Origin of the sequence: Arthrobacter sp. ISL-69, from assembly GCF_018613775.1 — a bacterium.
Lineage (GTDB): Bacteria > Actinomycetota > Actinomycetes > Actinomycetales > Micrococcaceae > Arthrobacter.
The window spans coordinates 1-22,296 of the sequence record NZ_JAGGPO010000002.1; the positions used below are offsets into that span (position 1 = coordinate 1).

Consider the following 22,296-nt stretch of genomic DNA (forward strand, 5'->3'; position numbering starts at 1 on the left):
ACAGACAACCGCCCAACCTGCCAGGATCAGGAGAAGCCCACACGAGGCCCGCAAAGCCCTCACGGACGGTCACCGACCTGCGCGGAAGCCCCATCAGATCCCGTACGGTCAGACTCACACCGCTGCCATAAGAAGAAAACCAATGGCCAGCAGCCAAGAAGCCCACTAATTCAGCAGTCTCCTAGCCGGTCCTGGCCAACGAACCGGCGACCGCCCCGAAAGGGGCTGCCGCCGGTTTGCTATTGCTGGCGGAGGTAGGTGAGCACGGCAAGGACCCGGCGGTGGTCCTCGGGTTCCGGCCGCAGCCCGAGCTTCAGAAAGATGCTCCGGATGTGGGCTTCCACCGTCCGCTCTCCCAGGAACAGGGTCTTCCCGATTGCCTGGTTGGTGCGCCCTTCGGCCATCAGTTCGAGGACGTCCCGCTCCCGGCCGCTGAGTTCGTCGTCCCGCTGCTGGCCGTTATGCGGCCGGGCCACCATACGGGCCACCAGTTCCGGATCGACAGCCACGCCGCCGGCCGCCACTCGGTGCAGGGCATCGATGAAGTCGTCGATGTCGGAGACCCGCTCCTTCAGGAGGTAGCCCAAACCTTTCGCTCCGTTCCCGAAGAGCGACATTGCATTTTCGGTTTCCACGTATTGGGACAGCAGCAGGACCCCCGTTCCGGGCCGGTCGCGTCGGATGGCCGTGGCGGCCTGGATGCCTTCAGTGGTGAAGGTTGGAGGCATGCGGATGTCGACGACGGCGACATCCGGCCGCAGGGCGGCAACGCACTCCAGGAGTTCCTGGGCATCCGCGGCCTCGCAGACCACCTCCAACCCTTCGGAACTGAGCAGGGCGGCAAGTCCCCGGCGGAGCAGCGCCGAGTCGTCCGCAATGGCGACGCGCAGTTTCATGGCATGTCCTCCGTTGGATCTGCCAAGAACGGCAGCGTTGCAGCCACGGTGGTTCCGCGGCCTTCCGGGCTGGTGACAGCGAGGGAGCCACCCAGTGCCGCCGCCCGGTCGGCCAGTCCCAGCAGGCCGCCGTCGGCGCCTGCGCTGGCCCCGCCGATCCCGTTGTCCGTGATGCGGAGGCCGATTTCGGTTTCTGTGCCTTCGACGCCGATCAGCAGGGTGGAGGCGCGGGAGTGCTTGGCAGCATTGGTCACGGCCTCGGCGCAGATGAAATACGCCGCCAGTTCCACCTGCGGCGGGGGCCTCTGCGGCAGGTCGACCTCCAGCTGGATGGGCAGTGCGGAGCGCTCCGCGAGCGCCGTGAGCGAGCCGGCCAGGCCCCTTTCCCGCAGCGACGGCGGATAGACGCCCCTGGCCAGCTCACGCAGTTCGGCCAGGGCTACGGCAAGCACGTCACTGGCGTGGTCCACCAGCTCCTTCATCTCCACAGGGCTCGCGGCACGCCGCGCCCTGGCCAGGTCCATGGATACGGCAACCAAACGCTGCTGCGCGCCGTCGTGGAGGTCCCGTTCCAGCTCACGGCGCCGGGCGTCCCCGGCGGTGACGATCCGTTCCCGGGAGCGGCGTACCTCGACCAGTTGGTCCCGCAACTGCTGCTCCATGTTCTGGTTGTCCAGGGCCAGTGAGGTGGCGCTCCGAACGGCGGCCAGCAGCTGCGGCTGGTCCCTCAGGGCTTCGTCGAAGACCAGCGCACCGACGGGCGTGCCGTTGCGTTCCAACACCATGGCCGCCCGCCCGGATCCGTCCTCCGGCACGGCGCGGGGCACGCCGTCGTCGTCCACGAATCCGGACAACGACGGCGACCACCGCCACAGGCTGAGGGTGGGATCCCGGACCGATCTGCGCAGGGCGCGGATGAGCCGGTCACTGACCGGGGCCATCCCGATCTCCACCATCAGGTCGCCCAGCGCACCCCGGGCGAACCGGTAACGCCACAGGCCCAGCAGGACGGCGAGGGGGACGATGGCGGTCGCCGGGTACTGCCAGAGCAGGGCCTCGTTGGAGAGTGAGCCGGTCAGCTGGACCACAGCCAGGGACACCCAGACGGTGGATGCCGTCTTGATGATCACGGCCAGCCAGAGTGGCAGGAACGCCGCCCGGTACGCCGGTGAACCGGACCGCCAGCGGGACACCAGGACGGCCACGATGGCCAGGCCGACGCCCACCTGGACAATCCTGGCCGCGTCCCCGATGGTGTTGGTGAGCTGCGGGCTGTCCCACATGAGCAGCAGGTTCCGGGACGTCGACTGCCCGGCGGCGATGTGCAGCCGCGGATCAAAAAACGCCCAGCTGGCCGCTGCGACAACAGCCCATGCAGCAAAGAAGAAGATCACCGCAGCCCGTTCCACCCGTGAGCGCAGCACACCCGACGGGAAGCTCAGGGCCAGCTGCAGCAGCGGCGGCTGGTACATCAGCGTCAGCCCCACGCCCACCGTAAACAGGACCGGATCACTGGACCGCCGCACGCCGGCAGCCAGCCACAGCAGCCCGGCGACCACCAGGAGCAGTCCGGGGTTCCGGTTGGGCCGGGTCTGCCACGCAGTCACTCCCGCCAGGACAAAGGCCAGCCCCACCGCGATGAACAGGGACAGCTCCAAGACGGAGAACGGCGGCCGGTCCGGATTTTCGCCCCAGCGGATCACTCCCTGGGCGTTGAGGACTCCCAGCGTCCGGGCGGGATCCTGCAGGGCAGCCGGCCGCCAGTCGATCGAGATCAGCACCAGGGCCAGGACGCCCACGGTGGCAGCCACTATAAGTATCAGTTGCTTGGGAGTCACGGTGCTTCCCTCCGCCAAGCTTAAGAATCCCACGTAGCCCGGCGGCGGGCCATAGTTCGGAGCCATAGTCCGAGGCAGCCAAGGTATCCGAGGCACGGGCGATCCTAGGCCGCCGTGAATTGCGCCCAGCCGGGCAAGGGATCCACAGGCAGGGGATCCACAGGCAATGACAGACCCAGACCCACTGAGCCCGCGGGACTGCCTGGTCGGTCCGTCAGGTCCGGCCAGTCGGGCAGCTCCCAATTTCGGCCTTCGCCCACACAGTCCGGCCAGTCGGGCGGTTCCCAGTCCTGTTGTTCGCTGCGGTAGGAGCGTCCCGTGGGTGAGGTCCAGCCGGGCGGGTTGTCGCGGGTGGCTCCAATCGGTTTCCATGCTGTGGCGTGTTTTAGCCGGTGGTGCCTCCGGCATGGCTGGCCGAGGTTGCTGATTCCGGTTCCGCCGCCGTCAGACCAGGCCAGGAGGTGATCCGCGTCGTTGTCCAGGGAGTGGTTGCTGCAGCCCGGGAATGGGCAGCGTCCGTCACGGCCGGTTCCCCGGTCAGGCCAAGCAACGAGAACACCGGAACGGTGACGAGGACCTGCGCCCCAGGTGACGGGACATCACCTGTCCGCCCGGAACCCGCAGGGGCACCGTCAGCCCCGTCAACCGCGTTTGCTGGCATGAGTAACCACGCCGCGGCAACATCGGCCCTCAGTTGGGTGAGCGTGCGGGGTTCGGCGGGGCCTTGGAGTGCGCGTGCGGCGGTGGTGGTCCGGTCCCAGATCCCGGCCGCGGTATCGGCGGGAAGGTAGGCGGACAGCCAGGCCATCCCGTCCCGGTCCGGGAAGTACTCCAGCCGCCGGTCCGCGGCGCTCCTGCGGTGGCGTGCTTCGAGGCTCACCGGGTGGTGCCGCTCCCGCCAGGTGCGTGCCTTTGCCCGGAACCGTGCGGGCGTCAGGTCCCCGGCCGGGCAGCCCCGCGCCGGGTTCGGGGTGTCCGGGTCCAGGAAATGCGCCTCCAGCGCCGCCACGGCCGAGGGTTCCAGCCCGGTGGTTTCATCACACAACACCCTGGCATGCTGCCACGACACGGTGCCGGCCTGCAGCGCGGCCAAAGTCAGTGGCAACACCGTGGTCAGGGTGCTGGCCTCGGACAGCAGGGCACCGGCGCTGCGTTCGCTGATGGTCAGTGCGCAGGCGACCTCGGCGGTCACGGACATTTCCCGTGCGGCGTTGTCCTGAGGGGACACAGCCGGCGGCGCCAAGGCCCCGGCGGCGATGGCGTATCCGGCGGCCAAGCGCACTTTCAGGGCGGCCGTTCGGGCCTCCATCCTGGCCGCCTCGGCCAGCCCGTCAAGAAACACGTCCGCCAGTTCCCGAAGCGGGCCAGCACCACCCTGACTCGGGTGGTGCGTTCGTTGGCGGATCGCAACAGCCAGCGCAGCGGCGGAGGCACTGATGTCCTCCAACGTCTCCACTGCTGCGCTGCTGTCCATACCCACAGCATGACAGCCACCCCTGACATTAAGGCCGACGCCCGGATTGTGCTGCGGCTCTGCATCGACTGACACCGTGCGCCGGGGCTTCAAGCCACGCCCTACCCCAGCAGCCGCCGTTCGTAGGCGAAGGCAACGAGCTGGAGCCTGGTGCGGAGTCCCAGCTTGTCCAGCACGCTGCGCAGGTGCGTTTTGATGGTGGCCTCGGAGACGAACAGGCTGTCAGCCATTTCAGCGTTTGCCAGACCCTTGGCCGCCAGCAGGAAGACATCGCGTTCACGCGCTGACAGCACCTCGAGGACGGAGAGGTCCGGTCCCGCGGAGGGCAAGGTGCGGGCTGCATGCTGAAAAAGCTCATGGACGGAGCCTGGCGCGATGACGGAGTAGCCGGAGTGGACAGTGCGGATGGCCGCCAGGAGGAATTCAGGTTCCGCGCTCTTGAGCAGGTATCCGCTGGCCCCGGCCTGGACGGCGTCCACCACCGCCTGGTCGCGGTTGAAGGTGGTCAGGGCGATGATCTTTGGCTTGATCCCGCCTTCGGAACCCGCCTGCTGCAGGATGCGCTGTGTGGCGGTGACCCCGTCGAGCACTGGCATCCGCAGGTCCATCAGCATGACGTCAGGGTTCCGTTCCATCGCGAGCGCCACTGCCTCTTCGCCGTCGCCCGCCTCCCCCGAAAGCTCCATGTCCGCCTGGCTCTCGATGAGCATCCGGATTCCGGCCCGGAAGAGGGGCTGGTCGTCCACGAGCGCCACCGAGATGCGCCCTGCGGCATCAGCCACGGACGGCCGCTTCCGGCCGGGCGTCTTCGAGTGGCGCCGCTTCCAGTTCCGCCCGTTCCGGTCCTGTGGCCTCCCGGTCATCCGCGCCGCCGGCACCAGCGGCGTGCAGCCCGTACGGGACGAATGCTGTCACCCGGAATTGCTCGCCATCCGGCCCGGCCGTTAACCAGCCCCCGGCCAAGTGCGCCCGCTCCCGCATACCGGGTATACCCCGCCCCACCCGCTCGGGGCCGTCAGCTTCACCTGCCGTCCCGGCGGCCGCCAACGCTGACGCCGCATGCAGCGCCAGCCCGGGACCGCTCCAGTCAAAATGAAGCCGAACAGCGGTGCCGCGGCCGCCGTGCTTCAGTGCGTTGGTGAGGCACTCCTGGACGATCCGGAACACGGCCAGCTCCTGGCCGGCGGTCAGCTCTACCGGAGAGCCCGATTCGCTGCGGTGGATCGCCAGGCTGCCCTGCCGCATCCTGGCGACCAGCGGGGCCACGTCACTGAGCCGGGGCTGGGGCGCAACCATGCCGTCGTCGCGGACGCCTTCGATGACGCGCTGCGCGTCCACGAGGGCACCGCGGGCTGAGCTGGCGATATTCTCCAGGGCGTTGAGCACGGCCTTGGGCTGGTCTGAACTCAGGTAGCGCGTGCCGTCGGCCTGGGCCGCGATGACTGCCAGGGAATGGGCCAGGACATCATGAAGATCCCGGGCAATGCGCGTCCGTTCCTGCTCCACGATGAGGTCGATTTCCGCTTCCTTCAGGCCCGCCTGGGCAATGTTCCGGGCGTGGAACAGGCTGCCGCGTTCCTGGTACAGCTTTAGAGCGAGGCCGACGGCGGCGCAGCCCGCGGCGATGAGTGTCAGGACGGAGACGAGCTGCCAGCCGTGGACCTGGAGGGCCACGCGGTCGCCGCCGTACAGGGGGTAGAACCAGCCCACGCCGTAGCTGTACCGCCAGGAGATCATCAGGAACGTCATGGCCACGATAAAGACCGCGTTGGCCGAAACGGCAATGATGACTGTCCGTTTGCCCGCGGTCCACAGGATGAATGCCAGGGCAATGAACGATCCGATGTAAATTGCCCAGTGGTTCGAATACATCGCCGGGATGACGTAGAGGAACTGGCCGATCAGCAGGAGCGCCGTCAGGGCGAGGGAGGCGAGAGGTTGCCACACCGACACGGCGATGGCCAACGTCATCAGCGCCAGCGGCACTGTTCCTGGCCAGACGTTGAGTCCGGGCCACGGCCCCATCCTTCCTGCTTCGCCAACGCACCACAGTGCGAAGAAAAGAACGGCCGCCACAGGGGCGCCCCAATGCCGCATTGATTTCAGAAGTGGTTCCATGCCTGTCACCCTATCCACGCGCCGCGGCGCACCGGTGTCAATGGCTGCCATTTCTGCCTGAGCTCAACCTCAAAGCCAGCAGATTCATCCTTCGGGCCAGTGACCCTGGAACTTGAGCCAAAATTGCGTCAACCTCGCGGAGTCCCTGATTCTTTCGTTCCACCCTTGAGTCATAACATCCAGGCGGGAACCCAGCACCCGTGAGAAGAAAGCATCACAGGCTGCAAGGAAGCAGGACTAGCCATGAAAAAGGCTCCAGCTGATAACGAGGTCACCGCGATCCACGGTGTCATCACCGATCAGAGTCCGGTGGATTTCCACGCCCTCGGGCTCGCCGGCTGCATAGACCGGCTCGCCGCCCCGCTCCGGGAGCAGGGGACCTCGGTCCGGTGGGAGACCCCGCACCACGGCATCGAGATACCGGCCGGCAGTGCCGCGCTGCTCTACCACGTTGCCCAGGAAGCCCTCAGCAACGCACTCAAATACGCGGGCGCCACCGAACTGACCGTCCGGCTCGCTGCAGTGCACCACGGCATCCGGCTGATAGTGGCCGACAACGGCGCCGGGTTTGACCGCAACGACCACACCGGCAACCGGCAGCAGGGCTTCGGACTGCTCCTGATGTCCATCGCGGTCCACGAAGCCGGCGGCACCGTAACCGTCGACGCAGCCCCCGGCAAGGGAACCTGCGTCACGGTCACGCTTCCGCTGGACTAACCACACGATTCTCTGGGGGGATCACCATGCATCTGAGCCCGGGCCGCTGCGCCCACGGAACCAACTACCGGCTCCAGTATCATTTTGCTCATGACCAGGCCTGCGGTGAAGGTCCCTGTCGCGGGCGTATCGCGCACCGCATTGGATACCGTATGGGACAGGATCTTCTTCCTGGTCGGTGGTGTCGCCGCCGTCTGGTTGACCTATCTTCTCGTTGAGCTCAGTTTCCAGTGGGGCTGGGGCCAGATCTGGTTCACGTTCATCTTCTGGGCGATGCTCGCCTACCTCGTGTTGCCCCGGCTCCACTCCATCCTGACCCGCGTGTACGTGCCCGATTACTTCATCGGACGCGCCCGCACCAGCGACGGCCTGCTCGGGGATCCCGTCAACGTTGCCCTGCTCGGTTCCGAAGGACAGCTCCACCGGGTCATGCGACTGGCGGGCTGGACCGTCGCCGATGACATGACCCTGGCCAGCAGTTGGAGGATCATCACGTCCACGGTCCTGCGCCGCAGCTACCTTGAGGCTCCGGTCAGCCCCCTCTTCCTGTTCGGCCGCCAGCAGGACTTCGCGTACCAGCAGGAAGTGGACGGAAGCCCCGGCAAACGGCACCACGTCCGCTTCTGGCACTGCCCGCCCGGCTGGCTGCTCCCCGGCGGCGTGGCCGTGGACTGGCTGGCCGCCGGTACTTACGACCGCAGCGTCGGCTTTTCGCTGTTCACGCTCCAGATCACGCACAAGATCGACGAACACACGGACGATGAACGCGACCATATCGTCAGGTCCGTTTCCGACGCCGACCCGTCGGCTGCCGTCCGGGTGATCCGGGACTTCTCCACCGGCTACCACACCCGCAACGGCGGCGGCGATGAAATCGCCACCGATGGCGACCTTCCCATCGTTGACCTGCGCGGAACACCGGTGCTCGGCGTGGCCGTTCCCCGGCTCCCGAGCGACAGCCGGAACAGGCGCCCCGCCCCCACCATCATCGGCGCCGCCCTCGTCGCCGGCCGCGCACTGGCGGCGGCCGCTCTCGCCATGTCCTTCGTGCTGTTCCCCGAAGAGCACCTGGAACCGCTCCTTCAGCCCGCTGGAGGCTCCGGCAATGGCTCCGGCTCAGGGCTGACCGCGGACCAGGCGCAGCTGGTGCTCTACGCCGGCCTGGCCGTCGTGGTGCTCTTTGCGCTCGCCGAACTGCTGCTGGCCTGGCTCGTTTTCCTGGGACGGAACTGGGCGCGCACGCTTACCATGGCCGTGAGCACCGTCGCGATCGGCCTGCAGGTCATCGATGTGGCCAACGGAGGTCCCGGCGTCACCCTGCAGACCAACCTCCCCGGCCTCACACTGGACATCCTGCTCATCCTCGCCCTGTCCAGCCAGCGGTCCCGCGTCTATGCCCGCCGGGACCGCAAGGAACCAAAGCGGATCTCGGCCCGGCCCGGAGGCCGCGCAGCGATCTGAGCGCTGAGGTTTGGCTTGGAAAATCAGACGGTGGACGGGTCCGTATTGGCGCCGCACAGGATCACGGCAACGCGTTCACCGTCCGCCGGGACGTAGGCCCCCGAGGTCAGGGCGGCAAAGGTTGACGCCGCGCCGTGCTCCACGACCATCCGGTAGTCGGCCCACAGCTGCGAGCGCGCGGCGACAATCTCGTCGTCGGACACCAGCACGCTCTTCACACCGGTCCTGACCGCGACGTCATAGCCGATCTGTCCGATCCGCCGTGCCCCGAGTGAGTCGGCGGCGACGCCGGCGACGGCAACATCCACCGGTTCTCCCGCCTTCAGCGCGGCGTGGAGAGTGGGAGCCGCGGCGGGCTCCACGCCCACCACATTGGCCAGGCCTTCGACGGCGGCCGCGATCCCGGCCATCAGTCCCCCGCCGCCCACCGCCACCAGCACGGTGTCCAGGCCGCCCAGCTGTTCCAGGAGTTCCGAACCGACGGTGCCGGCACCTGCGGCGATCTCCGGCTGGTCGTAGGCGTGGCAGTACACGGCGCCGGTTTCAGCCGCATACGCGATGGCGGCGTCGTAGGCAACGGCGTATTCAGCACCCCGCTGGATGACGGATGCTCCGGATTCCCGGAGCTTCTTCACCTTCATGGCGGGAGCGGTCTCGGGGACAAAAACTGCGGCCGGCACTCCGGCCCGGGCCGCGGCATAGGCGTTGGCGAGGCCCGCGTTGCCGCCGGAGGCCACCACGATGCCCACGTCCTCCTTCAGCTCCCCCCGCTCGCGGCAGGCAAGCACCCGGTTGAACGCACCCCGGGCCTTGAACGTTCCGGTGTGCTGCATGAACTCGCACTTCAGCCAGACGTTCCCCGGAAAGCTCCCACTGTCCGCTTCGATGACGGGCGTGCGGCGCACCAGCCCCGCAATCCTGGCAGCGGCTTCATCGACGTCAGTGCGTGTGATCATTTCATCCCCGGGTTGAAGTGTTGTGTGGTTCAGTGGCGCGTCCGCCGTAATCGTGGCCGATCCGCCGTGCGGCATCCTGCAGGAGCGGGACGACTGTTTTTTCGATCGCGTCCGCGGGCGCCCTGTGGGTCTGCAGGGACACGTTGACGGCGGCGACGACGTCGTGGCCGCGCCAGACCGGGACGGCGACTCCGCGGAGCCCTTCCTCCAGCTCCTGTGAAACCATGGACCATCCCTTGGCCCGGGCCTGTTCCACTTCGGCCTGCAGCTGGTCGAGGGTTCCGATCGAGCGCTCGGTGAACCGCTGCAGCTGGACGGAATCGAAGTACGTTCGCAGCTCGGCGTCGGACTGCGCACCCAGCAGCACCCGTCCCATGGACGTGGCCCAGGCCGGGAATCTGGTGCCCACGCTGATGGAGACACTCAGGAGCCGTGGTGACGGTACGCACGCGACATAGACAACGTCCGTGCCGTCGAGGATGCACAGCGACGTTGTCTCGTTGAGGTCCGCGGCAAGCGACTTGAGGTGCGGCTCCGCGATCCTGGGGAGCGCCAGGTTTGCCAGGAAGGACTGCCCGATGTCCAGCGACCTGGGCGTCAGTTCGAAGTAGGCGCCGTCGGCGCGAAGGTAGCCCAGATCCGCCAGCGTCAGGAGGAACCTCCGGGCGGAGGCCCTGGTCATGTCCGACTTCGCGGCGACCCGCGAGACGGTCAGGCGGGGTTCGTCCGGGGTGAAGGCCCGCAGCACGTCAAAGGTCTTCTCCACCGACTTCACGAAGTACGCGGGTTGCTCCGCCATGGAATCGATTGCCCTCCCTGAAGCTCATCGTCGGCCCCCGCGGGCGCTTGGCCGCAGGCTTATTCCGATCATATCCGGATAACCCGCCGCGGAATTTCCATGGTGGCACCTCTCAGTTGGGAGACGCAGTCGGGAGGCGTTGTGAGGCACCTCACTCTGCGGTACGCTATTCCATAGTCGCATATCGCACAGCTGTTCGTAATGCGCACAAATCAGATCGCATCCATGCACCGGAGCAACTGTCTTTCAGTGTGGAAGGACCATCAGAATGACCAATCTTGCAACCACGGCCGAGATCGCAGAGGCGCAGCGCAAGCTCAAGCGGGCCAAGAAGGCCGCGCTGGCAGCATTCCTCGGCGGTGCCCTTGAGTACTACGACTTCTTCATCTACGCCACGGCAGCATCGCTGATCTTTTCGAAGATCTTCTTCCCGTCGGGTGAGGCCACCGTGGCGCTGCTCGCCTCCTTTGCCACCTTCGGCGTGGCCTACGTAGCCCGCCCCTTTGGCGCAGTCTTCTTTGGCCACCTCGGCGACAAGATCGGCCGCAAGGCAACCCTGGTCCTCACCCTCGTTCTCATGGGTGCTGCCACGTTCCTGATCGGTGTCCTGCCGGACTTCAACACCGCCGGTTACTGGGCGCCCGCCCTGCTGGTGCTGCTCCGCCTCATGCAAGGCCTCTCGGCGGGCGCAGAAACCGCGGGAGCCTCGGCCCTGACCACGGAGGAAGCCCCCGCCGGCCGGCGGGGCTTCTTTGCCAGCTTCGCCATGAGCGGCATTTCCTTCGGCATCGTGCTGGCCTCCTTGGCCTTCCTGCCGGTGGCCGCCATGAACGAGGCTGACCGGCTCGCATGGGGCTGGCGCATCCCGTTCTGGCTCTCCGTCATCGTGCTCTTCGTGGCGTACATGGTCCGCCGTTCTCTGGAGGAACCAGAGGTCTTCGAGGAGAAGCACGATCACGGCGAACTGGTGAAGCTGCCCTTCGCCAAGATGTTCAAAACGCACCCGGCCCACTTCTTCCAGGTGGCCCTGATGTCCTTCGAGACCGTCACCAACACTTTTATGCAGTCCTTCGGCCTGGCCTACGCCGTCTCAGTCGGCGTCCCTGCCTCCACCATGCTCTGGGTCAGCATCCTCGGCAACGTCATCGCCATCGCCACCCAGCCCCTCATGGCAGCGCTGTCGGATAAGTTCGGCCGGCGTCCGGTCTTTATCGCCGGAGTCCTCGGATCCGGCGCCATGATCTTCGTGTACTTCTCGGTCATCTCCACCGGCAACATTCCGATGATCTTCCTCGCCAGCACCCTGATCACCGCCGGCACTTACGCCATGTCCAACGCGATCTACCCTGCGTGGTTCTCCGAGCTGTTCAACGTGAAGGTACGCTACTCGGGCATGGCCATCGGACTGCAGGTCGGCATCCTGTGCGCCGGTTTCACGCCGTTGCTGGGAACCGCGCTTGTGGGTGCCGCCAAGGCCAACTGGGGTCCGGCGGCGTGGATCGTTGCGGCGTCGTCACTGCTGGCGGTCGCCGGTGCACTGTGGGCCCGCGAAACCCACAAGACGCCGCTGCGCGAACTGGGCAACCCGGTCCGCTAAGTAACCGGTCCCCTAAGTCCCAGGTCCCCCAAGTCACCGCCGCCGGAGCCGGGCCAGCAGCGTGGCGGCGAGCAGCGCCGTCGTAATTTCCAGGGCAATGACGGCCAGCAGCCCGCCAGCGGCCGAACCGGCCGCGGATCCGGCAGCTGCCGCCGGAAGCGCGGCCGCCCCGTGGCTGTGGCCGGATGCCCCGCTGCCGGAACCGGCCGCTCCCAGCAGCAGGACGGCGTGCAGCACCGTCATCGCCAGCCCGCATGCCATCACCTGCCGCAGGGAACCCACCCGGCCGTCGCGCCAGATATGCACGGCACACGGCAGGCAGACTCCCACCATCGCGAGCATCAGCAGTTTCAGCCAGGGCCCGTGGTGGTTGCCCGCGACGAGCCAGAGATGCACCAGGCAGGAGGCGGCAGTCGCCGCGGCAACCATGCGCGGATGGAAGACGGGCCGCGGCCGGAGGACAGGTTTTGGCCGGAGGGGCCCGGGGATGGGGCCGGCAGCGCCCCATCCCCGCAGGGCTGTCATGGCGCGGGCCTAGCCGTGGCAGTGGCCGCCGGCGGCCGGCGGCGAACCCGCCGGCACATCCAGCACGGGGCTGCGGTCGAAAAAGCCTTCCGGGCGCAGCTTGAAGCCCACCGTGTCCACGGGCATGATCGGCCAGTCCTCGATCCGGGGGAAGTGGGTCAGCCCGAAGGTGTGCCACACCACGATGTCCTGGCCGTCAATCTCCCGGTCCTGGGCAATGTACGCCGGCAGGCCGGCACCGCCGGAATGCTGGTTCACGAAATCCCCCGTGGGGTAACGCTGGTCCTCCGCAAACCGCGTGACCCACAAGTCCTTGGTTGCGAACGCCGCCCGGCGGGCGATGGAGGACTCCGGATCGGCAAGCAGCGTGGGCTGGTTCTGGGCATGCAGTTTGTAGCCCACGGGTTCGCCCAGCCTGTTGCGCGATTCCGGGTTGGAAATGATCCAGGTTCGGCCAGTGCGGGCGTCGGCCTCGCGGACGCCGTCTGACTCTCGGGCCAGGACAGTCCGCTTCCGCGAGAACGCGTTGCCGCGTTCGTTTCCTTCGCCCATGGGCTGCCTGACCACGTCCTCCTCCTCAACCCGGTTGGTGAAGCCGTCGACGGCCATGTCCAGCCGCGCGCTGAAGAGGTGCTGGTGGAACGGTGCGCCCAACCCCGGGGCCAGCTGGGAAATGTTGTCCGAGCCGCTTTCGGGGAAGGCACTGGTGAACACGACGCCGGTGGCTTTGGCCTCGAATTCAATGGTGCCGTCGAGGTAGAGGTACCAGTAGAAGCCGTAGTCGTAGTTGCCGATGGTGGTGAAGAAGGAGATCACCAGCCGGCGGTTGCGGCGGGTGTAGGTGATGCCGGACCAGAGGTCGCTGTGCTTGGCCAGGATGCCCCAGTCCTCTTCGTGCATGCAGATGCCGTTGCGGATTTCGCGCGGGTTGCCAAACGCGTCGCTGATCACCGGGCTGAGGTAGGTGATCTCACCGAGGCAGTCGCAGCCCAGTTCGAGCGAGTTGGCGTACTGGCCCACAAGGTATTCGCCCGTGTCGAAGTAGTTCTGCCAGGACCGGATCGGGGACGGGTCGCCGTAGGGAACCACCATCTCGGCAATGGAGGCCCGGTTGATGATGGGGCGCTTCCGCTCGCCGTCCTGGAAGGCGAGGTTGTGCAGCACCACGCCCTCGCGGACGTCGAAGCCGACGTCGACGCTCCACTTTTCCCACTCAACGTGGTTGCCGCCGGTGACCGTGAAGCTGGGTCCTTCGGGCTGGGTGATGCTGATGGGCTTCTGGGTGGTGCGCAACGGGCCGGTGAGTTCCGGATCGGTGTAGTTGCCGTGCTCCGCCGGAACCGGGACGGCCCCCAGGTCCAGGACCTGCGTGACTTCCTTGCTGACGACGTCGACGTACGCCACGAGGCCGTCCACCGGATGCGCCCAGGCGCTGTCCTTGGGAAACTCCTGCACAAAGGCCAGTCCGCGGAGGATGCGGCGGCCCTTCTCCTCGGGGTATTCGTAGACGCCGGCGGACAGCGGCGCAACGCGGACCTTGCCGACGTCCAGCCCGCGGTCCGCGAGGGCCTTGAGCCAGCGTTCGTCGGACGCCAGGAGTTCCTCGACGACTTCAAATTCATCTTCCAGGACGGGCAGTTCGCCCGTTACTGCGGTGTCGAGTTCGACGGCGGAGGTCACCGCGCCGCCCGTGGCGGAGACAGTTACGTCCAGAGGGCGTCCGCCGGACACATCGTGGATGAACACCCGGAAGCGCCGGTCCTCCGCATCCGGCGCCGCGTCCCGGGTCGGGTCCAGCAGGCCGAGGTAGGCGATCCGCTTCTCCGGGCCAAGCAGTCCCCCGGCGCGAAGAATGCCCTGGACCTCGGTGATTTCAGCGCCCGTTGCAAGGCGGTACGGCGTAAGCGTGTCAGTTATGGAGGGTGTCATGACGGCCTTTTGTCCGGGACCTTGGCAGGTCGGATTTTTATTTTCTATAGTTGTAGAGAATAAACCGTCCGTAAGATGGACCACAAGGGTTCGACACAAAAAAGTTCCGGGGGAGCGCCAGCGTGCCAAAGATTGTTGACCATGACGAGCGTCGGCTGGAACTGGTGGATGCAACCTGGCGGATCATCGCCAGGCTGGGCATTGAGGGCGCCACCATGCGGGAGATCGCCCTGGAGGCCGGCTTCGCCAACGGTGCCCTGAAGCCATACTTTCCCACCAAGGACACCCTGCTGACATTCGCGTTCGGGCACGTCTTCAACCGGACCAACGAGCGGATCAGGGAAGTGACCGCGGGCAAGGCCGGGATTCCGGCACTGAAGGCGTTTTGCGTTGAGGTGCTGCCGCTGGATTCCGAGCGCGTCAATGAAGCGCGGATCGTCGTTCCGTTCTGGCAAAAGGCCATCAACGATCCCGGGAAGGCCGCCATCCACCGCGAGTCCATGGAGCAGTGGCACGCCTCCATCCTGGGATACCTGGCCGAGGCCAGAGAGCACGGAACCGTCAGCGCCGCCGTCGACGACTCAGCCGTCGCCGGCCACCTGCTGAACATGCTGCTCGGCGCGCAGATTGCCGCCGCCCTCGCCCCCGAAGGCCGGGCGGATCCGGGCCTGGCTGACCAGCTGGACGCCTTCCTGACGCTGCTTGCGGCCGGCGGATAATCTTTTTTCGACAACTGTCGAAAAAAGAATGACATGGCGGAAGTTCGGCGCTAACCTGAAATGACTGTGTCGTAGGACACAGCCTTGGGGGACAACATACAGATGGCCGACCGGCGTCAGGAACATCCATGTCTGCAACTACCGCCCGCCCCGCGGGCCAGGACCTCACCTCCAGCGTGGCCACGTCGTTTGACCACTGGCGACACCTCGTGGCGGAGTCCTTTGTGCCACTGGCGGCGGAGACCGACCACCCGGACACATTCCGCGGCCGGATGCGGTCCCGCGTGCTGGACCGCATGGGCGTCGTGGAGGTCTCGGCCACGTCCCACAGCGTCCACCGCACACCGGCCCTGCTGGCGCAGTCCGACCAGCGCTATTTCAAGCTCAATCTCCAGCTGGAAGGCACCGGCCTCCTCATCCAGGACAACCGCGAGGCTGTGCTGCGCCCCGGCGACCTCGCCATCTACGACACGAACCGGCCGTACACGCTCGCCTTCGAAGAGCAGGCACGGATGATGGTGGTGATGTTCCCCCACGACGCACTGACGCTCCCGCCGGACTACGTGGGCCAGCTTTCCGCGGTCTGCCTGGCCGGCGGCAGTGGCGTGACCGGCATCGTTGGCCCGTTCATTGCCCAGCTCGCGGCCAACCCCGAGCTGCTCAGCGGCCCCAGCGGGTCCCGACTTGCCGCCAACGCCCTTGATCTTGTCTCAACGATGCTTCACTCGGAACTGGACATGGCGGCGGACAGCATGAAGCCCCAGGTGCTGCTGGCCACGTCGGTCCGCGAATACATCGAGGCCAACCTGGCCGATCCGCAGCTGTCACCGGCCAGCATCGCGGCGGCACACTTCATCTCCACGCGGCATCTGCACAATGTCTTCCATGAGTCCGGCGCCACCGTGGCCAGCTGGATCCGGAGCCAGCGGCTCGACCGCATCCGGCGCGACCTGAGGGACCCGCTGCACACCGGGACGTCCGTCGGTGCCGTCGCCGCCCGCTGGGGATTCCTGGACGCGGCGCATTTCAGCCGCTCCTTCCGGGACGCTTTCGGCGAATCCCCCAGCGACTGGCGGCGCGGCGCCTAGACCAGGCCCTGCGCCAGGGCGCCAGAGCGCCTAGATCGGGCCCTGCGCGAGCATGGCGTCGGCAACCTTGACGAAGCCGCCGATGTTGGCGCCCAGCACGTAGTTGCCGGGCTCGCCGTATTCGTCGGCGGTCTGGGCGCAGAGGTCGTGGATGCCCACCATGATGTCCGCGAGGCGCTGCTCGGTGTGCTCGAAGGACCAGGAGTCGCGGCTCGCGTTCTGCTGCATCTCGAGGGCTGATGTGGCCACGCCGCCCGCATTGGCGGCCTTGCCCGGCGCGAACAGCACACCGGCTTCCTGGAACACCGCCACGGCTTTCCGGGTGGACGGCATGTTGGCGCCTTCACCGACGGCGAGCAGCCCGTTGCGGACCAGCCGGGCGGCAGCGTCGCCGTCGAGCTCGTTCTGGGTGGCGCACGGCAGCGCCACCGTGGCGTCAACGTCCCACACCGAGCCGCCGTCGACATAGGAGACTCCGGGGCGGCGGACCTCATAGTCCTTGAGGCGTCCGCGTTCCACTTCCTTGATCCGGCGAAGCAGGCCGACGTCGATTCCCGCCTCGTCCACGATGTAGCCGGAGGAATCGGAGCAGGCCACTACGGTGGCGCCAAGCGCCTGGGCCTTCGCGATGGCATTGATGGCCACGTTGCCGGAGCCGGAGACCACCACGCGCTGACCGTCGAAGGACGAGCCCCTGGTCTTCAGCATCTCCCCGGTGAAGATCACCGTGCCGAAGCCGGTAGCTTCGGGCCGCACCAGCGAGCCGCCCCAGGAGATGCCCTTGCCGGTCAGGACGCCGGATTCGTAGCGGTTGGTGATGCGCTTGTACTGGCCAAAGAGGTAGCCGATTTCGCGGCCGCCCACGCCGATGTCGCCCGCCGGCACGTCGGGTTGATCTGCACCCGGCCGGAGTCGTCCGTCCACGGCACCCGGAAGATGATCTGGCGTTCGGGCTCGCACAGCCGCTCCAGCACCGCGCCTTCAAGGAATTCGGGGTGGCGGTCGTGGACCGGGCCGAGGCTATCGAACACCTCGGTCACGGCCTGGTGGAACTCGGCTTCTCCGGGGTTCCTGGCCAGGACGGTGTCCCTGATGACCTCGAGCCGTGCATCCATGATGATTCCTCAAGTCGAACCGGGCGCGGAAAGTCTCCGGCATACGCCGCGCCGGCACCCTTTTATTGAAACTTCAACATATCCATTTGTGACTGCGCGGGCCACGCATGCCCAATCAGCCTTCCGCTAACCTCCGTATTGTGACATTTAATTTCCATGAAACGAAAGTTACGGCCGCGGTTCCGGCTCCGGCGAGGGATTTCTGATGGCCCACATTTGCCTGCTTCTCTCCGGAGCCGCGCTGCTGCTCAACGGCCTTGCGGCGCTGGATCTCCTCCCCCGCCGGGACGCTGCCGTATTCAGCCTGGTCATCGGCGGCACCCAGTTGGTCCTCGGCGTCACGTACCTTGGGATTACTGGCGACGGCGGCCTGCATTTGCTCCTCGGAGCATCCGGGATGTTCCTGTTTGGACTGACCTACGTGTACGTCGGCCTGGATTTCCTGCTGGGGCTCGGGTCCAGGGGGCTCGGCTGGTTCTGCGGGATGGTGGGCCTGTGCGGCCTCCTGCTTGCCGCAGCCTGGTCCGGGGAGGACCCGCTGCTGGCCGTCCTTTGGCTGTGCTGGACCTACCTGTGGCTGCTGTTCTACCTTCAGCTTGCGCTGGGCATGGAGCGCCTCACACCGCTCATCGGCTGGTCCCTTGTCCTCACCAGCCAGGCCTCTGCCACGGTGCCGGCATTTATGGGACTGACCGGCCGGTGGCCCGGCGAACCGGAGATTGCCGCGGGAGCGGCCGTGTCGCTGCTGGCGCTGTTGCTGCTTGCCGGCGGCCTCGCCTGGCGCGGGCGGCACCAAACCGCCGCCCGCCCCGCCGTCGCCGCCGTCGCCGTCGCCGTCGAAAGTCCGTTACCCGGCGAACTCAAGGTCTAGGTTCCGGGCCCGCTTCTCCACCCGGATCTCGACCAGCACTCCGGCCAGGAAAATCACGGGGACGGCCACCAGCAGGCCAACGGCCGTTTCGGCGCTTCCGCCGATGAGGGACGTGAAGTTGCTGACCACCAGGTAGAGCACCCACGCCAGCAGCACGGACGCGAGCACCGGGGCGATGAAGGTCTGCCACTGCCGTCCGGTCACGCGTTCCCGGCGGAAGTAGCCGACGACGGCGAGGGAGGACAGCATGTACAGCACCAGCAGTGCCGCGACGGCAAGGCCGCTGAACCAGGAGAAGAGCGTCAGCACCGGGTCCAGTCCCAGCAGCGCAAACGGCGACACGAGCAGTGCGGCGACCACCGTTTGGATCCAGGCCGCAGTGGCAGGCGCACGGTGCTTGTTGGTCCTGGCGATGACGGCGGGCATGGAGCCACGCAGCGCCAGCGAGTGGAGGTAGCGGTTGATGCCGTTGTGGAACGCGATGATGCCGGCCAGCAGGGACGTCACCAGCAGGACGCCGGCGGTCACTCCGGCCCACGGTCCGAACATCTCAACGATCGGGCCGATCACGAACGAGGTCGCGTCGCCGGATTCGAGGGCTGCCCCTGCTGCGCCGACGACTTGGGACGGACCGTAGAAGCTGACCAGCATCCAGGTGATGAAGGAGAAGAAGACGGCGATGATGCCCACGGAGAGATAGGTGGCCCGCGCAACGGTCCGGTGCGGGTCCTTGGCCTCGGCGGAGTAGATGGCCGTCGATTCGAAGCCGAACATGGAGGCCACCGCGAACATGATGGCAACCCCGGGAGCTCCGCTGGCGATGGCTTCCGGCGCGAACGAGGCTGCGAAGTCCAGCCCCTCCGGGCCGCCGCCTTTGAACAGGACAGAGAAACCGAACATCAGGAGAATGGCCACTTCCAGGCCCACCAGTACGGCAAGGACGCGGGCGCCCAGCTCGATGTTCATGGATCCCAGGACCTGGACGCCGGCCATCGTGACCAGCGCGAGCAGCCACCACGGAACCGCAATCCCGGCGGAGGCCAGCAGGCCGGAGAAGGCCGCTCCGTACAATCCGTACATTGCCGCCTGCACCGTGCTGTAGGCCAGCAGGGCTAACCAGGCAGCGCCGGCACCGATCTTGCGTCCGAACGCTGCGGTGACGTAGGCGTAGAAGGCGCCGTTGGTCTGTACCTTGCGGCTCATGGCCACAAAGCCGACGGCGAAGATCACAATGACGATGCCGACGACAAGGTAGGCGCCCGGGGCGCCGGCACCGTTGCCGAGTGCGGCCGCGAGCGGTGCTGCTCCGACGATTCCGGTCAGCGGTGCCTGCGCGGACAGGACAAAGAACAGGATGCCCAGGACGCCGATGCTGCCTGCGCGCAGTGCAGTGGAGTGTTCCTGGCGGGACCCGGGTTCTGCGGTCCGGGATTCGGGATTCGAAATACTCATTGGATCCTTCTTAACGGTCATGAGTGCTGGGGAATGTGCTGGGGTGTTCCGGGGAGAGAGCTTGGGAAGGGTGCCGGGCCCGGCCGGGGTTCGCCGTGAATTCCAGCATGGCACTTGCCGCCGGCTGGCGGTTTGTCTTGCAGCGATCAGTTGTTGTTCCTAAGCGCAATGGCAGCGTCCAAGGCGGCCCCCATGCCGCTCTCGATTGCCCCGTCAATAAACCCGCACCAGCCGTTGGCGATATCGGAACCGGCAAACAGGACCAGGCCATGCGCCGCCTGCATGGCGGGGAGATGGGTCGACAGGAAGCCGGTGCGGTGCATGGGCCACGTCTCACCGGACAGCGGATCCGCGACCCAGTTGTGGCTGGCCACGTCCACCACCTCGGCGCCGGGCACCAGGCGCTCCAGCTGCGCCTGGACGGCCGCCGGGTCCTCAACGTCAATCTTCGACGCGTCAGGACCGAACCCGACGGCGATCGTGTCGCCGTCGAGCGCGTACTCAAACTGGAAAAAATTGAGGGGCCAGTCGGCGCCGCCCAGCGCTACGAAGGGCGCATGTTCGCCCCGAAGCCTGAGCCAGACCTTGGCACCCTTGGACACCTGGCCAAGACTCGCGCCTTCGGCCTTGGCCGGCGGCAGGGGCGGCTCAAAGTCAATGGTCTTGAGGGCGTGGAGCGGAACCGTCACAATCGCGGTCCTGGCCCGGACCGTCAGCCCGTCAGTGCTGCGGATGCCCACGGTTGCCGTGTCATCCGTGATGGCTTCAACCGTGAAACCATGCTCGATGCTGGCCCCCGAGTCCGCCAGCATCGCGTCCGCCAGGGCGGCCGTGCCGCCAACGATCTTGTACGTGGCGCACGCTTCGAAGCTCACCGCCCAGTCGCCGTTGGTCAGGGCAACCCAGCGGAGGGCCTGGGTCAGGGCCGCGTCGTCCAGCGGACCGTTGAAGTTCAGGGCCCAGAAGGATTCGAGGATGTCCCGTGGTCCGCCGGCGGGGAACTGCTCGCGGATCCTCTCCTGGACGGACACGTCGTCGATCGCCTTGAAGTCGTCGTTGGCCAGGGGCCGGTAGGGCTCCGGGAAATACTTGCGGGAGTCCTGGACCAGCAGCGCGTTGGTCTGGCCGATGAGCCCGAGCAACTCCTCCGGCCCGCCCTCGTGACGTCGGCCGTCCGCCCACCAGAATGCACGCTCCGGCTCGGGGCTGGGCGTGGTGTCCAGGCCGTAGCGCGTAAGCTCCGCCCAGACATACGGCTGGGTCCAGTGCACCCACGTACCGCCGATTTCCAGGTCCCGTCCCAGCCGGTGGTCCAGCCAGGTCCGGCCCCCGATCCGGTCCCGCGCCTCCACGATGTGGACGGACAGGCCCTGCCTGCTGAGTTCGCGGGCTACCGTGAGACCTGCGAAGCCCGCACCCACCACGACGACGTCGTACAGTTCGTTTTCCACGCCGGCCCCTAGGAGTACACAAAGAATTCGACCGTGGGAGCGAGGACCGCCCACCTGGTGCGGGCACCCCTGTTGAAGGATGCGGCACCGCCGGCGGTGAGATCGTAAGTTTCCCCGCCTTCCACCTCGATGCGCAGGTGCCCTTCGACGATGGAAATCGTCTCATCGGCTTCGATCAGCAAGTCGAAGGGCTCCGGCGCCTCCCCTGGCGTCACGTGCCAGTAGCCGCTGGCCAGGCCGGGACGGTCGCCCTCCCCCAGGCGGCGGACCCACTGGACCTGGCCAAGTTCGAAGGGTTCATTTTTGGACGGATCGAGGACGGACGAAGTCGTGAAAGCAGGGGATTCTGACACGTTGGCTCCAGGGCTGACGGCGCGCTCCGGCGGTTCGGCCGGGCGGGGTGTGGGTTGGGATGGGGTGGGGCTGCGGGCGGGCTGAAAAGTGAGCCGCATCACCAATCACATCAATCTAAGCACTTGCATAGTTTAAGTCAATAACGCCGCCCGGGCTGCTGGGCACTGGCTAGACTCGGTTCATGAAGTCATCCGCTGCCACCGCCCCGCCGTCAAAGTACGGAACGGGCAAGGAGGCCTTGCTCCGCGCCGCCGTCTCCGTCGTGGCACGCAAGGGACTGCGGGGGCTGACCTACCGCTCGGTGGCGGAAGCAGCCGGCGTCAACAACACGCTCGTTGCCCACCACTTCGGAACCCGCGACGCACTGATCGCCGCGGCCCTGGGCTGGGCCACTGAGCAGTCCATCAGTGCTTCCAGGCTGCGCGAGGCGGCCGCGCTGGGCCACTCGTTTACCGAGACGCTGCTGGACGAACTGCTGGCTGAACCCGAACTGCAGGTGTTCCAGTACGAGATGATCCTGGAGGCGCGGCGCCGGCCCGAGCTTTCCGAAGCGGTTACCGCACTCTACGAAAGCTATGTCGATGCCCTGGCCGCCGGACTCGGCGCCGCCGGCCTGACAACCAACGTGCGTGTGGTGGCCCGCACGCTCTTCGCCGCCCTCGACGGCCTGGTCCTCCAGTACCTGGCAGGCGTCGATCGGTCAGCCATTGCGGCGTCCCTTGACGAGGTCCACGACGTGCTCCTGCTCCGGATCGGCCCCGGGACGCGACCGTAAGGTGTGCCCGGACGAGCAGGCGAGGTGCGCTCCGGACGCGCAGGCGTTCGCTCCCGCACAACAGCTCTTCGCGGATATCCAAGACGCCCTTGAGTGCGGCCGGGCAGACTCGAGGCATAGCCTCAGGCCACGCCGGCCGGTGCGCATCGCCTACTCGAAGT

Annotated in this window: 19 protein-coding genes and 1 pseudogene; 7 read left to right on the plus strand and 13 right to left on the minus strand. The window is 66.9% G+C overall.

Annotation, left to right across the window (positions count from 1 at the left end; genetic code table 11):
- Positions 1-239: 239 nt before the first annotated feature.
- From J7I79_RS00385 to J7I79_RS00405, 5 genes are all read right to left on the minus strand, one after another.
- Positions 240-896, minus strand: coding sequence for a response regulator transcription factor (locus J7I79_RS00385; RefSeq protein ID WP_214948918.1), 657 nt, complete (start codon positions 894-896; stop codon positions 240-242).
- Positions 893-2,734 (minus strand): histidine kinase, encoded by a 1,842-nt coding sequence (locus J7I79_RS00390; RefSeq protein ID WP_311380482.1) that lies wholly within the window; start codon positions 2,732-2,734, stop codon positions 893-895. Before J7I79_RS00390 ends, J7I79_RS00385 begins: the two co-directional genes overlap by 4 nt.
- Before the next feature lie 385 nt (positions 2,735-3,119).
- A complete protein-coding gene (locus tag J7I79_RS00395) occupies positions 3,120-4,208 on the minus strand; it encodes a DUF222 domain-containing protein (protein WP_396020136.1) in 1,089 nt (362 codons plus the stop codon).
- Between the two features lie 101 nt (positions 4,209-4,309).
- Entirely contained in the window at positions 4,310-4,990 is a 681-nt protein-coding gene (locus tag J7I79_RS00400; protein WP_311380483.1) for a response regulator transcription factor, read from the minus strand.
- Positions 4,983-6,233, minus strand: a complete 1,251-nt coding sequence (locus J7I79_RS00405; RefSeq protein WP_251042224.1) for a sensor histidine kinase — start codon at positions 6,231-6,233, stop codon at positions 4,983-4,985. The genes J7I79_RS00400 and J7I79_RS00405 overlap by 8 nt, the downstream gene beginning before the upstream one ends.
- Before the next feature lie 336 nt (positions 6,234-6,569).
- On the opposite strand from J7I79_RS00405, the gene J7I79_RS00410 reads away from it, so the two are divergent.
- Together J7I79_RS00410 and J7I79_RS00415 are read left to right on the plus strand one after the other, a co-directional pair.
- Positions 6,570-7,043, plus strand: coding sequence for a sensor histidine kinase (locus J7I79_RS00410; protein ID WP_214948923.1), 474 nt, complete (start codon positions 6,570-6,572; stop codon positions 7,041-7,043).
- A gap of 90 nt (positions 7,044-7,133) precedes the next feature.
- Positions 7,134-8,504, plus strand: coding sequence for an LssY C-terminal domain-containing protein (locus J7I79_RS00415; RefSeq protein ID WP_214948925.1), 1,371 nt, complete (start codon positions 7,134-7,136; stop codon positions 8,502-8,504).
- A 23-nt stretch (positions 8,505-8,527) separates the two neighbouring features.
- Here J7I79_RS00415 and J7I79_RS00420 read toward each other — a convergent pair whose 3' ends face one another.
- On the minus strand, positions 8,528-9,460 hold the full coding sequence (locus J7I79_RS00420; RefSeq protein ID WP_214948927.1) for a threonine/serine dehydratase: 933 nt from the start codon (positions 9,458-9,460) through the stop codon (positions 8,528-8,530).
- A 1-nt stretch (position 9,461) separates the two neighbouring features.
- Positions 9,462-10,259, minus strand: coding sequence for an IclR family transcriptional regulator C-terminal domain-containing protein (locus J7I79_RS00425; protein WP_214948935.1), 798 nt, complete (start codon positions 10,257-10,259; stop codon positions 9,462-9,464).
- A 268-nt stretch (positions 10,260-10,527) separates the two neighbouring features.
- Here J7I79_RS00425 and J7I79_RS00430 point away from each other — a divergent pair, with 268 nt between their 5' ends.
- A complete protein-coding gene (locus tag J7I79_RS00430; RefSeq protein ID WP_214948937.1) occupies positions 10,528-11,856 on the plus strand; it encodes an MFS transporter in 1,329 nt (442 codons plus the stop codon).
- A 33-nt stretch (positions 11,857-11,889) separates the two neighbouring features.
- On the opposite strand, the gene J7I79_RS00435 is transcribed toward J7I79_RS00430, so the two are convergent.
- Positions 11,890-12,381, minus strand: coding sequence for a hypothetical protein (locus J7I79_RS00435; protein WP_251042225.1), 492 nt, complete (start codon positions 12,379-12,381; stop codon positions 11,890-11,892).
- Positions 12,382-12,390: 9 nt separating this feature from the next.
- Entirely contained in the window at positions 12,391-14,310 is a 1,920-nt protein-coding gene (locus J7I79_RS00440; RefSeq protein WP_214948939.1) for a primary-amine oxidase, read from the minus strand.
- A 122-nt stretch (positions 14,311-14,432) separates the two neighbouring features.
- Here J7I79_RS00440 and J7I79_RS00445 point away from each other — a divergent pair, with 122 nt between their 5' ends.
- Together J7I79_RS00445 and J7I79_RS00450 are read left to right on the plus strand one after the other, a co-directional pair.
- Positions 14,433-15,029, plus strand: coding sequence for a TetR/AcrR family transcriptional regulator (locus tag J7I79_RS00445; RefSeq protein ID WP_214948941.1), 597 nt, complete (start codon positions 14,433-14,435; stop codon positions 15,027-15,029).
- A 128-nt stretch (positions 15,030-15,157) separates the two neighbouring features.
- Positions 15,158-16,117 carry a helix-turn-helix domain-containing protein gene (locus J7I79_RS00450; protein ID WP_214948943.1) on the plus strand — a complete coding sequence of 320 codons (960 nt, stop codon included), beginning with the start codon at positions 15,158-15,160 and terminating at the stop codon, positions 16,115-16,117.
- Between the two features lie 30 nt (positions 16,118-16,147).
- Here the strand turns inward: J7I79_RS00450 and J7I79_RS00455 are convergent.
- Positions 16,148-17,232: pseudogene (locus J7I79_RS00455) on the minus strand (hypothetical protein).
- A gap of 205 nt (positions 17,233-17,437) precedes the next feature.
- Here J7I79_RS00455 and J7I79_RS00460 point away from each other — a divergent pair.
- Positions 17,438-18,103 carry an AmiS/UreI family transporter gene (locus J7I79_RS00460; protein ID WP_214948945.1) on the plus strand — a complete coding sequence of 222 codons (666 nt, stop codon included), beginning with the start codon at positions 17,438-17,440 and terminating at the stop codon, positions 18,101-18,103.
- On the opposite strand, the gene J7I79_RS00465 is transcribed toward J7I79_RS00460, so the two are convergent.
- From J7I79_RS00465 to J7I79_RS00475, 3 genes are all read right to left on the minus strand, one after another.
- Positions 18,080-19,555, minus strand: a complete 1,476-nt coding sequence (locus tag J7I79_RS00465; protein WP_214948947.1) for an APC family permease — start codon at positions 19,553-19,555, stop codon at positions 18,080-18,082. The two genes, J7I79_RS00460 and J7I79_RS00465, sit on opposite strands and share 24 nt — an antisense overlap.
- A gap of 146 nt (positions 19,556-19,701) precedes the next feature.
- A complete protein-coding gene (locus J7I79_RS00470; RefSeq protein ID WP_214948949.1) occupies positions 19,702-21,006 on the minus strand; it encodes an NAD(P)/FAD-dependent oxidoreductase in 1,305 nt (434 codons plus the stop codon).
- 8 nt (positions 21,007-21,014) lie between these two features.
- Positions 21,015-21,359: a cupin domain-containing protein gene (locus J7I79_RS00475; RefSeq protein ID WP_214948951.1), complete on the minus strand. Its 345-nt coding sequence runs from the start codon at positions 21,357-21,359 to the stop codon at positions 21,015-21,017.
- A gap of 182 nt (positions 21,360-21,541) precedes the next feature.
- Between J7I79_RS00475 and J7I79_RS00480 the strand changes: the two genes are divergently transcribed.
- Positions 21,542-22,135: a TetR/AcrR family transcriptional regulator gene (locus tag J7I79_RS00480; protein ID WP_214948953.1), complete on the plus strand. Its 594-nt coding sequence runs from the start codon at positions 21,542-21,544 to the stop codon at positions 22,133-22,135.
- Positions 22,136-22,296 lie beyond the last annotated feature (161 nt).